Source organism: Paenibacillus sp. PastM-3 (assembly GCF_029893965.1).
GTDB lineage: Bacteria > Bacillota > Bacilli > Paenibacillales > Paenibacillaceae > Paenibacillus_AQ.
In genome coordinates, this window is the sequence record NZ_JARXXP010000003.1 from 142,705 (window position 1) to 156,990 (window position 14,286).

At 54.2% G+C, this 14,286-nt stretch carries 14 protein-coding genes; 11 read left to right on the top strand and 3 right to left on the bottom strand.

Annotated elements, in window-relative coordinates; translation table 11 throughout:
- Window positions 1-42 precede the first annotated feature (42 nt).
- The 7 genes from M2108_RS07255 to M2108_RS07285 all read left to right on the top strand — a co-directional run bounded on the left by M2108_RS07255 (window position 43) and on the right by M2108_RS07285 (window position 7,585).
- A complete protein-coding gene (locus M2108_RS07255) occupies window positions 43-807 on the top strand; it encodes a DeoR/GlpR family DNA-binding transcription regulator (protein WP_277468633.1) in 765 nt (254 codons plus the stop codon).
- 32 nt (window positions 808-839) lie between these two features.
- A complete protein-coding gene (gene pfkB, locus M2108_RS07260) occupies window positions 840-1,751 on the top strand; it encodes a 1-phosphofructokinase (RefSeq protein WP_277468632.1) in 912 nt (303 codons plus the stop codon).
- A 43-nt stretch (window positions 1,752-1,794) separates the two neighbouring features.
- Window positions 1,795-3,720, top strand: a complete 1,926-nt coding sequence (locus M2108_RS07265) for a PTS fructose transporter subunit IIABC (protein ID WP_277468631.1) — start codon at window positions 1,795-1,797, stop codon at window positions 3,718-3,720.
- A gap of 147 nt (window positions 3,721-3,867) precedes the next feature.
- Window positions 3,868-4,368, top strand: a complete 501-nt coding sequence (locus M2108_RS07270) for a Crp/Fnr family transcriptional regulator (protein ID WP_277468630.1) — start codon at window positions 3,868-3,870, stop codon at window positions 4,366-4,368.
- Between the two features lie 355 nt (window positions 4,369-4,723).
- Window positions 4,724-5,395 (top strand): YitT family protein, encoded by a 672-nt coding sequence (locus tag M2108_RS07275; protein WP_277468629.1) that lies wholly within the window; start codon window positions 4,724-4,726, stop codon window positions 5,393-5,395.
- 472 nt (window positions 5,396-5,867) lie between these two features.
- Window positions 5,868-6,569: a response regulator transcription factor gene (locus M2108_RS07280; RefSeq protein WP_277468628.1), complete on the top strand. Its 702-nt coding sequence runs from the start codon at window positions 5,868-5,870 to the stop codon at window positions 6,567-6,569.
- Window positions 6,566-7,585, top strand: coding sequence for a sensor histidine kinase (locus M2108_RS07285; RefSeq protein WP_277468627.1), 1,020 nt, complete (start codon window positions 6,566-6,568; stop codon window positions 7,583-7,585). Before M2108_RS07280 ends, M2108_RS07285 begins: the two co-directional genes overlap by 4 nt.
- Here M2108_RS07285 and M2108_RS07290 read toward each other — a convergent pair.
- From M2108_RS07290 to M2108_RS07300, 3 genes are all read right to left on the bottom strand, one after another.
- Window positions 7,530-7,814, bottom strand: a complete 285-nt coding sequence (locus M2108_RS07290) for a PQ-loop domain-containing transporter (RefSeq protein ID WP_277468626.1) — start codon at window positions 7,812-7,814, stop codon at window positions 7,530-7,532. The genes M2108_RS07285 and M2108_RS07290 overlap by 56 nt on opposite strands.
- Before the next feature lie 228 nt (window positions 7,815-8,042).
- Window positions 8,043-8,480: a MarR family winged helix-turn-helix transcriptional regulator gene (locus tag M2108_RS07295; protein WP_277468625.1), complete on the bottom strand. Its 438-nt coding sequence runs from the start codon at window positions 8,478-8,480 to the stop codon at window positions 8,043-8,045.
- A gap of 147 nt (window positions 8,481-8,627) precedes the next feature.
- A complete protein-coding gene (locus M2108_RS07300; RefSeq protein ID WP_277468624.1) occupies window positions 8,628-9,665 on the bottom strand; it encodes an NADH:flavin oxidoreductase/NADH oxidase in 1,038 nt (345 codons plus the stop codon).
- Between the two features lie 224 nt (window positions 9,666-9,889).
- Between M2108_RS07300 and M2108_RS07305 the strand changes: the two genes are divergently transcribed.
- From M2108_RS07305 to M2108_RS07320, 4 genes are all read left to right on the top strand, one after another.
- Complete coding sequence (locus tag M2108_RS07305) at window positions 9,890-10,660, top strand: ABC transporter ATP-binding protein (protein WP_277468623.1); 771 nt, start codon at window positions 9,890-9,892, stop codon at window positions 10,658-10,660.
- On the top strand, window positions 10,635-12,578 hold the full coding sequence (locus tag M2108_RS07310) for an FtsX-like permease family protein (RefSeq protein WP_277468622.1): 1,944 nt from the start codon (window positions 10,635-10,637) through the stop codon (window positions 12,576-12,578). Before M2108_RS07305 ends, M2108_RS07310 begins: the two co-directional genes overlap by 26 nt.
- A 22-nt stretch (window positions 12,579-12,600) precedes the next feature.
- Window positions 12,601-13,224, top strand: a complete 624-nt coding sequence (locus M2108_RS07315; RefSeq protein WP_277468621.1) for a DedA family protein — start codon at window positions 12,601-12,603, stop codon at window positions 13,222-13,224.
- Between the two features lie 67 nt (window positions 13,225-13,291).
- Window positions 13,292-14,152, top strand: coding sequence for an undecaprenyl-diphosphate phosphatase (locus tag M2108_RS07320; RefSeq protein ID WP_277468620.1), 861 nt, complete (start codon window positions 13,292-13,294; stop codon window positions 14,150-14,152).
- Window positions 14,153-14,286: the final 134 nt, after the last annotated feature.

Genomic DNA, 14,286 nt, shown 5'->3' on the forward strand with positions numbered 1-14,286 from the left:
CGGACTACATGCTTACGCTATGCGTACAGGGAGTTGACTGCTGTGCTGTTTGAAGAGGAAAGAAAACGGAGTATTGTACAGTTCGTTGAGCAGCGTACAAGGGCATCCGTGCAGGAGCTCAGCCTCCAGCTTGGCGTTTCTGAATCGACAATCCGGCGGGATCTGAAGGAGCTGGAGGAAGCAAGGCTGCTGAAGCGTACCCATGGCGGGGCGGTATCACTGCAAAGCGTTAACTTTGAGGCCGCCTTTCCGGACAAGGCAGACCGTCTTCTGGACGAGAAGCAGCGGATTGCCGCCAAGGCAGTCCAGATGATCCAGGAGGGAGATGCCATACTGCTTGACGGAGGAACGACAACACTGCAGATAGCCAAGGCGCTAAAGACCTTTTCCAATTTGAAGGTGATCACTAATTCGATTATGGCCCTGAACGAGCTGAGGGATTGCCGGAATATCGAAGTGTCGATTACAGGCGGGATGTTGCGGCCGGATACGATGGCCTTTGTCGGTCCGATGACGGAACGGTCGCTGGAGATGGTGCGGGTGGACAAAACCTTTCTCGGAACGAACGGGCTTGACCTGCAGGAGGGAATTACCACCCCGAATATGCTGGAGGCGGCTACGAAGCGCAAAATGATCGCTGTTGCCAAACAGTCTATTCTGCTGGCAGACCACAGCAAGATCGGCCAGGTCTCCTTCTGCAAGGTGGCTGATCTGCACGAAATCGACCACTGCATCCTGGATTCGGCAGTGCAAGGCAACTTCATCCGCGGGCTTGAAGCCATGGATGTCGGCTTCACAGTCGTATGATGGCAAGTAAACCACAATAAAGAGGGATGAACATGATTTACACCGTTACACTTAATCCTTCCATTGATTACATCGTGGAAGTGGAAGATATGAAGCTCGGCAGCCTGAACCGGATGTCCCGGGATCTGAAGCTGCCCGGCGGCAAAGGCATCAACGTGTCGCGTGTGCTGAACCAGCTTAAGGTAGACAATACGGCGACCGGCTTTCTTGGCGGTTTCACCGGCCGGTTCATCGAGGACTGGCTGCGGGAGGAAGGCACTGCAAGTAGCTTCGTTCCGGTCGGCGGAGACACAAGGATTAATATTAAGCTGAAATCCGGTGAAGAAACCGAAATTAATGGAACCGGACCGGAAATCACTGCCGCTGAGGCTGAGTCGCTGATGAACAAGCTGCGTAATCTGCAGGCCGGAGATATTGTTGTTATGTCCGGCAGCATTCCTCCTTCGCTGGGCGGGGATTTCTACAACAGGCTGATCGGGGTGTGCAAGCAGCAGGATGCACAGTTCGTGATTGATACCACCGGCCAGGCTCTGCAGCAGGCTCTTGAACACAGTCCGCTGCTCGTCAAGCCCAATCACCACGAGCTTGCCGAACTGTTCGGGGTTACCATTAGCACAAGAGAAGAGATTATCATGTATGGCCGCAAGCTGCTGGAAGCCGGAGCGCAGCATGTGCTGGTCTCGATGGCCGGGGAAGGTGCGCTGCTGATTACAGAGCAGGGGGTGTATGCTGCCAGTGCGCCGGCAGGTCAGGTCAGAAATTCTGTAGGTGCTGGGGATTCGATGATTGCCGGCTTCGTAGGCACCTTATCCCGTGAAGGGGATGTACTGGAAGCCTTCCGCACAGGCGTTGCTTCAGGGAGTGCAACGGCATTCTCCGATGATCTGGCCGACGGCGGATTTATCAGCCGACTGCGCCCGCAGATTCAGATTACACAGCTTTAAGCTGAACAACGGCATTTACAGGAACCATAGGGAGCTGATCAATATGAGAATTACAGATTTGATGTTAAAAGAAGCTATGATCATGAATCTGCAGGCAACCACCAAAGAGGCGGCGATCGACGAACTGATCGCCAGCCTGGCAGCCAGCGGAAGAATCAACGACAAGGTGCTGTTCAAGGAAAAGATTCTGGCGCGTGAAGCACAGTCCAGCACCGGTATCGGCGGCGGGATTGCCATGCCACATGCCAAAACCTCTGCGGTTAACCAGGCGACAGTGGTGTTTGCCAAGAGCAGTGCAGGTGTTGAGTATGAGTCGCTGGACGATGAGCCGGCCAAGCTGTTCTTTATGATCGCAGCGCCCGAAGGCGCAGGCAATATGCATATGCGAACACTCGCAGCTCTGTCCAGGTTACTCATTGAAAGCGAATTCATCGATGCGCTGATGAACGCGTCCACTCCGGATGAGGTAGCCGCGTTATTCGACGCCAAGCAGGCGGAGCAGGATGCCAAGGCGGAAGCAGAAAAGACCGCTCCTGCAGCTAAACCGGCGCCTGAGAAGATGATCGTCGGAAATCCGGATTCCTCCGGTTTTGTTGTAGCTGTAACAGCTTGCCCTACAGGGATTGCCCACACCTTCATGGCAGAAGATGCACTGAAGAAGAAGGCGCTGGAGATGGGTGTCAATATCCGCGTCGAGACCAATGGCTCAGAAGGTGCGCAGAATGTGCTTACCGCCGATGAGATCCGCCGGGCAAGCGGTGTTATTGTGGCCGCCGACAAGAATGTCGAGATGGCCCGCTTCGCAGGCAAGCCGGTGCTGCAAAGACCGGTCAGCGACGGAATCCGCAAGCCTGAGGAACTGATCAGCAAAGCGCTCAAGGGCGATGCTCCCATCTACCAGAGCAGCGGCGGACGAAGCAGCAATGAAGAAGCTCCTGCCAAATCCGGCAGTATCGGCAATAAAATCTATAAAGATCTGATGAACGGCATTTCGCATATGCTTCCGTTCGTAGTCGGCGGCGGTATCCTGCTCGCGATTTCTTTCCTCATCGAGCAGGTGGCCAGCGTCGATAATCCGCTGGTGAAGCTGCTGCAGACAATCGGCGGCGGTGACGGAGCTTTCCACTTCCTGATTCCGATTCTCGCCGGATTTATCGCGATGAGCATCGGCGACCGTCCGGCGCTGATGCCGGGTATGGTCGGCGGGCTCATGGCCCTGAATTCCAACTCCGGCTTCCTCGGCGGTCTGGCCGCCGGTTTCCTGGCAGGTTATGTCATCATCGGCCTGCGCAAAGCCTTTGCAGGCCTGCCGCGCACACTTGACGGACTGAAGCCGATTCTGCTGTATCCGGTATTCGGCCTGCTGATCACCGGAACTGCGATGTTCTATGTGTTTGATCCGGTATTTAGCTCAATCAATACAGCGATGATTGATGCCCTTAACAAATTGGGCACCGGCAATATGGTTATCCTTGGTATTGTTCTTGGGGGAATGATGGCCATTGATATGGGCGGTCCGTTCAACAAAGCAGCTTACACCTTTGCAATCGGCGTATTCACCTCCAGCGGCAACACAAACGGTCTGATGATGGCTGCTGTTATGGCCGGCGGTATGGTGCCTCCGCTGGCAATTGCACTGGCAACTACTTTGTTCAAGAACAAATTCACAGAAACCGAACGCAAGTCGGGGATTACGAATTATGTACTGGGACTTTCCTTTATTACTGAAGGCGCAATTCCGTTTGCCGCGGCCGATCCGCTTCGCGTGCTGACCACCTGTATCATCGGCTCAGCTGTTGCCGGCGGGCTTACCCAGCTCTGGCACATTAACGTGCCTGCGCCGCACGGCGGGGTTTTCGTCGCTGCACTTTCAAGCAACGCACTGCTGTTCCTGCTGGCTGTTCTGATCGGTGCTGTAATCTCCGGTCTGGCGCTCGGACTCTGGAAGAAGCCACTGCAGGCGAAATAATAATTAACGATCCGCACAGCAAGCTGCGGGGAAACAGATGGCGGTCTGTTCCCCGCAGTTTTTTCTTTGTTTGATTCCCTGCAATTTTGAGGTGTAATTCTGTATAATTATTAATATACATAAACAGAAGCTAAAGGAGAGAGCGAAATGATTCTGCACAGAGGGGAAGTCTTGTTCCGCCAGGGAGACAGCTGCGATTATCTTTATAAGGTGAAGAGCGGGCTGTTCAAAGTAACAAGGCTGCATGAAAACGGGAATATGGTGCTGTTCAATCTGCTGTATCCCGGTGAAACTGTCCCCCATCATTCCCTCATTTCGCCTAAGGAGGCGCATGGAACGGCTGTTGCCATGATCAAAAGCGAGATCGAGATCATTCCGGCAGCGGAATGGTACCGGGAGCTTCGCGAGAATCCGGACAAAATGATGGAGATCGCGCTGCTGCTCCAGGAGAAGGTCCGGTTCATGCAGACCCGGCTGGATCACCTGACCGTCGGCTCTCCGGCTGAGCGCATGGAGCTGCTGAACCGCTGGATGAAAGATTATGCTTATGGCGCACAGCTGACAGATCTGTTAACCCAGGAAGAAATCGGACAGCTGATCGGTGTCCGGCGCGAAACGGTCAACCGTCTGCTGCGGAACCAGGGCTGAATGTAAGTTTTACATGAATACAGCGTAAAATTTACATGAATCGTGATGTTTTTACTGGAAACCTGTTTAGAGACGGCCCGCCGTGTGGTATAATCTATTCAGAAGTTATCAAATTAAAGAAAGGATCAGGATACCATGTGTCCCCGAAGGACGATTCCCCAAAGGACGATTTGGAAACGTTATGATCTGTCTTATACTTAGCTTCCCTGTAGAAGGTGCGAAACGTTGTTAGTGACGAAGCCGCCTCTGCCATGGGAAGGGAGTATTGTATGCGAAGGATAAGCTCCTCTGGTGCAACCCGTCGTAGAGGGTCCGGTGACGTCTAAGCCGCCAACTACGATAAGGGGAGACCTGTATGAGGAATCACAACGACGGCATGAAACTGCCGTTACGACTCACTGTTATTTTGTCCGGAACTTTGCTATTAGCGTTTACTTATTATCACATTAATTATCAGAACCATTTGACCGAGGGCGGGTTTGTAGGCCTGGCACTGCTCGGCAAATATGTACTAGGCATTTCACCATCTGTATCGACTCTACTCTTGGACATACCAGTACTTATAATCGCCATGATTTTTAAAGGAAGATCGTTCGTGGTGAACACGTTCATCTCTGTAGCAGCCTTTACGCTGTTCTACGGACTGATGGAGCGCTATTCCGGATGGGTGATTGATTTGCAGGGTAACCTGCCGCTTGCGGCCTTGTTATCCGGCGTACTGACAGGTCTTGGTGCAGGCTTGGTCCTGCGGGGCGGCGGTGCGAGCGGCGGTGACGACATTTTGTCGCTGCTGATCAGTGAATGGAAGGGCATAAAGGTAGGAACGGTTTTCATCCTCATGGATGTTATTGTTCTGGCATTGTCGCTTATCTATATGCCGGTCAAGGAGACGCTGTATACAGTGATGGCTGTAGTAGTAGCCGGTTATGTCATCACCTTGACTACATCACTGGGCAGACCAAAGCTGAACAAAGTACCGAAGCTTCAGCCGAAACTGAGCAAGCAGCAAGATGGTTCAGTAGCGTGACCAGCGCAAAGTTAACCCCGCAGCGCGGGGTTCAAGATCAAAGGCCAGCTTATGATGCAATGCATCTGAGCCGGCCTTTATTTGTGCCTGGAAGACTGAAACCCTGGCAGCGGTCAGCGCGTATATATCTCGTTCATAACATCAGGGAATCACAGAGAAGCGGATACTTAAGCATTATTAACTCTTTAGGAGGCTGCAGGTATGAGTGCGCATGAAATTGATTATGTCATTATGGGCGGAAGAATGTAACGTTCGCTGCGCCGTATCCGGGCGAGACGATCAAGCTTGATACAGGCTGTCTTGTGGCGATGACCTCATCCGTGGAGCCTGCCATTCACCTGCTGCCTCCAGGCCTCCTGATCCTGCAACAATCGCTTATACAGTGTATACCATATTTGACTAGCCTGCCGGGACTGTATATATTATGGGCAAACCCCCTGGCACAGGCCAGGGCTGCAACCGGAGGCATTCTATGTTCAAAATATTCATTATCGAGGATGATCAGGGTCTGGTGACCCTGCTTCAGGATTATTTACATAAGTTTGGCTATGAGACACAGGCCGTACAGGATTTTGAAGCGGTAAGGACCGAATTCGAACAATATGCGCCGCACCTGGTACTGCTGGATGTCAATCTGCCCAAATTCGACGGTTATTACTGGTGCCGGCAGATTCGCGGTATTTCCACCTGTCCGATTCTGTTCATCTCCGCCCGTGAAGGGAAAATGGATCAGGTGATGGCGCTGGAAAACGGGGCGGATGATTATATTACGAAGCCGTTTGACTATGAAATTGCTCTTGCCAAGATCAAAAGCCATCTCCGCCGCGCCTACGGCTCCTATGCTGCCGGAGGCAATGAGCGCAGCCTGAATGTTTCGGGACTGCTGCTTGATGTGGACCGGCTGCTGCTCTCGCGGGGCGGCGCGAGGATTGAGCTTAGCCATACGGAAGCCAAAATCCTCGATGAGCTGATGCAAAAAGCCGGTACGGTCGTCACGCGCGACCGGCTGCTGGAGAAAATCTGGGATGAGCAGGCATTTGTCGATGATAATACACTGAATGTCTATGTAACACGGGTCCGCAAGAAACTGGCCGTCCTGGAGATCCAGGACGGGCTTCAGACTGTGCGCGGCCAAGGCTACCGGTTATCGGGCGACTGGGGGGAAGCACAGTGAGGCTGTTTTTACGGGAACAGACGCCGTTAATTGTAGTGTATCTGTCGCAGCTGCTGATCATTACGCTGGTATACCGGCTGGACGGCGGAAGCACAGTGGAGGTGAGCCTGTACGCGATGCTGCTGAGCACCTGCCTGCTGCTGGCTTATCTGGCTTTCCGCTACATCACTAACCGTTCCTTCTATGAACGGCTGCAGACACAGCCGGATTCGCTCGGTGAATCGGGCGGCCCGGCCCAGAGCTCGCCGCTTGCCGACAGCCTGCGCAATCTTCTGACCCGGCAGTTCCGGCTCTATCAGAATGATCTGCACAGCTACCGCCACAAGCTGGAGGAGCATATTCACTTTATCAACCAGTGGGTACACGGGATGAAGACGCCGCTGTCTGTCATTCATTTAATTATTCAGGATAAGGACGGCCCCCCGTTTACGGCGATCGGCGATGAGCTGGACCGGCTGAAGAAGGGGCTGGATACGGTGCTGTATGCCGCCCGGCTCGATACGTTCGAGCACGATTTTTATGTGGAGCAGCTGGAACTGGCTGCTGTCGTGCGCAGTGTGACTTCCGAGCAGAAAAGGCTGTTTATCCGCAAGCGCGTTTTCCCGGCAATTGCTGTAGACAGCGGCATCACCATCACCTCCGACGAGAAGTGGCTCGGATTTGTGCTGACCCAGCTGATTACGAATGCGCTAAGGTACACGGTGGAGGAGGGCAGACTTGTCCATTTTCACGGCTATATAGAGGAACAGGGGCGGGTCACGCTTGAAGTCCGTGATGAAGGGGTAGGCATTCCGCCAGGCGACCTGCCCCGGGTGTTTGATCCGTATTTCACCGGTGTCAACGGGCGGACCTTTCAGGAATCCACCGGGATGGGCCTGTATCTGGTTAAGCAGATTTGCGGCAAGCTGGGGCATGAGGTGGAGATTTCCTCCGAGGTGGGCAAGGGAACGGCAGTCCGGATTATTTTCTCCGGGAACGCGGGGTCTGGTAGTGCAGGATCAGAACCACGACGGTAGAGACAACGGCCAGAGACAGCGTGTTCGTAATCAGAAAGGCCAGGCCGCTTCCCTGTACAGCGAGATTCACGGCACAAGCTTCCATCAGCCCGATGCCCAGCAGCATCAGCAGATAAGCTTTCAGATTAAGGTCAGCGACTGATTTCGTCCTTACAATCTGAATGATCTGCGGAATCCAGCCCACAGACAGAATAAAGCCGCCAAGCAGCTGCATCAGCGCGAAGAGCATGGGTTATACCTCCAGCTTAAGTGTCTAATACGTTGTATGCCGGCGCGGCCGGAAGAGTGACTTTCACCGCCTTATGTAACTGTCAGGCTAATCCGGAAACCGCATATTATTACGGAGAGACTGAGCGCTTAAAAGGGCTGATGGACGAACCTGCATAAAAATACCCCGCTATTCCAAAAAAGGATAGCGGGGTATTTATCGTGGTACGTCTTTAAAGGCTGCTGCAGCCTATTGCTGCTGCCCCAGCCGGGCAAGCTGCTCCAGCAGCTGTGCAGCTTCACTGTGCGGAAATGCCTCTGCCAGCACCTCGCCCACTGTTACCCGCGCCTGGTCCACCTTGCCCTGTCCGATCGCTGTCAGCGAGGTATAGATGCTTCTGCGGTCGCTATCGCAAGACTTGCGCTCCAGCGCACCGCAGCCCTTGGCTTCGAACCGGCTGACCAGCCGGGAGACCGCACTCTGGCTGAGGCCGACCATTGCCTCAAGCTGCTGCAGCCTCAGCTTCTTCTCTGGAGCCTCGGACAGAAAGAGCAGCAGGTAAAATTCCTTGAGTGACAGCTGATACTTCTCCTGGAGCCTTGCTTCCAGTTCATTGGCAACATTCATCTGTATATGAGTCAGGGACAGCCAGCTGGCTATCAGATCATTCTCCGGATTATTCTTCATTTGAAAAGTCCTCTCCCGGTGCATGCCGGCACATGAAATAAGTTGAAATCCATTATACCATTTCCGCCCTGCAGGTTGCGAGCAAAGAAGTATGCCGGCCGTAATGCTGCTGAACCCTATACCAGAATGCGCCTTCCGGTTTACCGCTTAGTTAGCGGTCCGTGGAAAACCGAATTCATACTGCTTCGGAACGCCTGCACCCTTGCCGAGCTGTACGCCGGCTTCCAGCGTCCAGTAAGGGTTGCGCAGCATTCCGCGGCCGACAGCGACCAGATCCGCTTCTTCGTTGCCGATTACGGCGTTGGCAAGCGCCGGTTCATCCAGCCGGCCAACGGCAATAACGGGAACTCCCAGCTCCTGTTTGAATGCCCGGGCCAGTGGCACCTGGTAAGCAGCATGCGTACCGGGTCTGCCCGCAGCAGCAATAGCACCTTCGCCGCCTGCGCTGATATGGAAGATGTCAGCGCCTGCTTCCTTGTAGGCTGCGCCGATCTTCAGGCTTTCTTTGAGGCCGTAGCCGCCCTCAACATATTCCTGCGCCGAGATGCGCATAATGAGCGGCATGCCTTCAGGCATTTCCTGTCTGGCGGCAGCGATGACTTCCTTGCCGAATAGGGTAAGGTCCTGCCCGTACTCATCTGTTCTGCGGTTGGTCAGCGGTGAATGGAACTGGTGGATCAGGTAGCCGTGGGCGCCGTGCAGCTCAATCACATCAAAACCGGCTTTAATTGCACGTCTTACGCCGGCCTGGAACTTGCCGACCATGTCCTTCACTTCTGCTGTTGTCAGCTCGCGGGGTGTTTTGGATTTATCGTCGAACGGGATCGGGGAGGAGGATACAGGAACGGCTGCGTCCTCGGCCTTGCGTCCGGCATGGGCAATCTGGATGCCCACTTTAGCGCCGTAGGCATGGCAGGCGTCGACAATCCGTGCCAGGGCAGGGATGTGCTCGTCCGACCAGATGCCCAGATCATAATCAGTAATGCGGCCGTCCGGCTCCACATCCGTCATTTCTATAATAATCAGCCCGGTGCCGCCAACGGCCCGGCTTACATAATGGTTATAATGCCAGTCTGTAGCAATACCGTCCCTCTCAGTAACGGAATATTGGCACATAGGAGGCAGAACTACACGGTTCTTCAGCTTTAAATCCTTTAGCTCATAAGGGGTGAACAGATCTTTCATTCGGTAATCTCTCCTTGGCAGAGTGCCTGAATTTGGCATGCTTTATGTAACAGAGGCACAGTTCATTAAATGCATGCTCATGCATATAAATATAGGAGATGCTGTTGCTGCTGTCAACCCCTGCTTGCTTACAATAATGTAAGGTGACTGTAAGTTTCAGAAATAGTGCCTGGTGTTAACACTTTGTATAATAAAAGCAATTTAAGACAAAGGAGCGGAAGCACTTGCCCCTGTTAGACGTACACAATTTATCCAAAATATACGAGGGCAAGGTGTCGATCCACGCGCTGAACCACATCCGCTTTGCTGTAGAGAAGGGGGAATTCGTCGGCATTATGGGCCCTTCCGGCAGCGGGAAGACTACGCTGCTCAACGTCATTGCCACCATTGATGAGCCTACGTCGGGTGAAGTGATGATCGGGGGCCGTGATCCGAACACGCTGGACCGCAAGGAGAAGGCGCTGTTCCGCCGCAAGGAGCTGGGCTTCGTCTTCCAGCAGTTCAATCTGCTGGATACGCTCACTGTAGAGGAGAACATCGTGCTTCCGCTCACGCTGGCCGGCATCCCGGTGGCAGAAATGGAACGCCGGCTGCAGGAAGTGGCGGCGAGGCTGGAAATCGTGCAGCTGCTATTCAAGCGCACCTATGAGATTTCCGGCGGCCAGATGCAGCGGGTGGCGATTGCCCGGGCGATGATCCACCGCCCGTCACTGATTCTGGCGGATGAGCCTACAGGGAGCCTCGATTCCAAAACGGCCGGTGAAGTCATGGGGCTGCTGGCTGAGGTGAACGAGGCCGAGGGGGCTACCGTGCTGATGGTTACCCATGATGCTGTGGCGGCCAGCTTCTGCCACCGCGTCATCTTTATCAAAGACGGGCGTTTCTACAACGAGATGTACCGGGGAAGCAGCAGGGCGGCTTTTTTCCAGAATATCATCGACATGCTGTCGCTGCTGGGAGGAGCTTCCCATGACCTTTCGCCAGTTCGCCTATAGGAATGTTACACGCAACAAACGCAAATATGCCGCCTATTTCGTCTGCAGCTCCTTTTCGGTAATGATTTTTTTCCTCTGTGCGCTGTTTGTCTTTCATCCGGCCATTAAAGATGATTTGATTCTTAGCACTGCGGCCAATACGATGCTGGCGGCGGAGGGGATCATCTTTGTTTTCTCCTCACTGTTCGTTCTGGTTTCCGTCGGCTCCTTTCTGCAATCACGCAAGCTGGAGTTCGGCATCCTGCTGATGCACGGAATGACCAAGGGCCAGCTTAACAAAATGGTGTTTCTGGAAAATATGATGATCGGCGGCTCGGCCATCCTGAGCGGCACCCTGCTCGGCATGCTGCTGGGCAAGCTGTTCCTGATGATAGGGGCAGGCTTTCTCGGGATCGGTCCGCTAGAGTTTTATTTCTCCTGGCAGGCGCCTGTGCTGACAATCAGCAGCTTCGCCCTGCTGTTCGTCCTGATCTCTCTCGGGACCTTCGTCCTGATCGGGCAGGATTCCCCTCGCGGCCTGTTCCACGGGGGACGCAGGAAGGAACAGGCACCGCGGGTATCCCTTCTATGGGCTGCCGTCTCTGCACTGCTGCTGCTCGGCGGATATGCCCTTGCGGCCTCGGCCTCGGCCTCCTCGGTGGAGCAGGTCATGTTCCCGGTGGTTGCCATTACGGTTATCGGGACCTATCTGTTTTATACACAGCTGAGCCTGTATATCGCGGGTGTGCTGCGCAGCATACGCCGGTTCTACTGGCACAAGACGAATCTGATTATGCTGTCGGGCCTGTCTTACCGCTGGAAGGCCAACGGGCGGATGTTTTTTATGGTGACGATTGTATCGGCGGTATCCTTTACCTCTGTCGGCGTGTTTGCATCGATTCATACCCTGTCCAGAGAGCTGAAGCTGGATTATCCGGCGGCTGTAGGCTATGTGGCCAAGGCCAATCAGAGTAGAGACAGGGCAGAGCGTGATCTGCAGGGGATCCGCAGCGAGCTGGAGCGCCTCGGATTGCCTTATGAGACATTAACACTCCCGGTAAAATATGCGGAGGTAGCCTCCCAGACGGGGCCAGACCTGACGCTCCAGTTGCCTCTGATCGCTTACAGCGACTACATGCAGGCTTTGGACAAGGCGGGATTCGTCTCCGGCGAACAGCCGCTGCAGGGCAGCGAAGGGCTGGTGATGATCGGCTCGCAGCGTGACCGCAGCTTAACCTCCAGCCGGGTCAAGGCGGTATATACCCTGAAGCAGGGAGTGGAGATTGTTGAAGCCGGCTATACCGGGCATGTCCCGATTGCCGAATATCTGCTGCCTGAGCTGGACGGCAGGGACGGCGGGGATTTCAGCGGGATTGTGGTCAGTGACAGTCTGTTCCAGGCCATTACTCCTGTGCACACAGACCGCTATACAGGCTTCTATGTAGAGGATTTTTCGCAAACCTCAGGGATTGCAAGGTCCCTCAGCGGCAAGGGGAAAGTGGCCTATGAGAGCGATGCCCCCTATGCGGTAGTTGTAAGCGGCACGCTGTTTGAAATTCAGAAAATCCTTTACAGCACGATGCTGTTCGCTTCCCTGCTGGTAGGGACCGTCTTCTTCATCGCCGCAGGCAGCTTCTTATATTTCAGACTGTATACGGATCTGGACCACGACCGGCAGCAGTATTCCACCTTATCTAAAATGGGGCTGACCGACCAGGAGCTGGATCGCACCGTTACGCTGCAGCTGGCCCTGATGTTTTTTATCCCGGTTGGAATGGCCATACTGCACAGCCTGTTTGCTTTTATCGCGCTGCAGCGGCTGTTTTACCTGTCCATTGCTGTGGAGACGGGAGCGGTGCTGGCCGGTTATCTCGCGGCACAGGGACTGTATTTCTTCCTGATCCGCGGCCGTTATCTGCGTAACCTCAAAAAAAATTGACCTGAATGCGGAGGACTTTACAATGAAAACCTGGATTACTGACTTTATGGAGCAGTTCGGTTATCTCGGCATTATGCTGATGCTGGCCTTCGAGAACATTTTTCCGCCGATCCCTTCTGAAATCATCCTGCCGTTCGGCGGATTTATGACGACAACCACGGAAATGACCATTCCCGGTGTGCTGATTGCCGCTACGGTCGGCTCCCTGCTCGGAGCGGTCGTGCTATACTGGGTCGGCCGGCTGCTCGATGTAAGCAGGCTGGAGAAGATTGTCGAGCGCTGGGGCGGCTGGCTGCGGATCAGCGCCAAGGATATCCGCCGGGCGGATGCCTGGTTTGACAAATACGGCTACTGGACGGTCCTGTTCTGCCGGATGATTCCGCTGGTGCGCAGCCTGATCTCTATCCCGGCCGGGATGTCGGGGATGAAGTTCGGCCAGTTCATGCTGTTCACCACCATCGGTACGCTGGGCTGGAATACGCTGCTCATTCTGCTTGGTGCTGCTCTGGGTGAGTCATGGGAAGACATCGCCCATTATATGGATGCCTATTCGAACGTTGTCTACGCTCTGCTTGCAGCCGGAATTCTTGTGCTGGGCGTGCTGTTCTTCCGCAGACGCCAGGCGGCGGGCAAAGCCCGCAGCTAAGCTGCAGCCGGATAACAGCAGTTAATTAACTCTGCATAAGCAGAGACAATCATAAGGAGGGAAAGACATGGAGCTGCTAACCATTATGAAAGCAATTATTCTCGGTATCGTTGAAGGCTTGACTGAATTTGCTCCAGTTTCCTCCACGGGCCATATGATCATTGTGGATGACATGTGGCTGAAATCCCAGGAGTTCCTGGGAAAATATACAGCCAATACGTTTAAGGTTGTAATCCAGCTGGGATCGATCCTCGCGGTGGTCATTATTTTCTACAAACGCTTTATTGATCTGCTGGGACTCAAGCGTTTCAGCCGTAAAGAAATGACTGCCGTACCGGACGGTGTGCCGCAGGTGGAGACAGAAGGCCGCCTGAAGCTGGGGCAGGTCCTGGTCGGCCTGATTCCGGCAGGCGTTTTCGGCCTGCTGTTTGAGGATTACATTGATGAACATCTCTTTTCAACCTCAACGGTGCTGATCGGTCTGGTCGTCGGAGCCCTCTTTATGATCATTGCAGACCGCTTTGCGCCCAAAAAGCCAAAAACAGAAACGGTCGACCAAATTACATACCGTCAGGCGCTGTCGGTTGGTCTGATTCAATGTGTCTCGCTCTGGCCGGGCTTTTCCCGCTCCGGCTCGACCATTTCCGGAGGCGTGCTGCTCGGGATGAGCCACCGGGCGGCTGCCGATTTCACCTTTATTATGGCAGTGCCGATTATGGCCGGTGCCAGTCTGATCTCGCTCATCAAGAACTGGCAGTACTTTACGCTGGACGCCCTGCCGTTCTTCATCGCCGGCTTCATCAGCGCCTTTCTGTTTGCGCTGCTGTCGATGCGCTTCTTCCTGAAGCTGATCAACCGGATCAAGCTGCTGCCCTTCGCAATCTACCGGATTGTGCTGGCTGCCGTGGTCTATCTGATCTGGTTCTAGGCGGTTCGAGAGACAGCCTCCATAAACCTAATTTATAGCAGGCTGACGCAAACGGCGGCTCCTCCCGGGAAGGGAAGGAGCCGCCGTTTTTATGCGGTTTTCGGCAGTTTTCCGGTATCTCTCTGCGGAAAAGG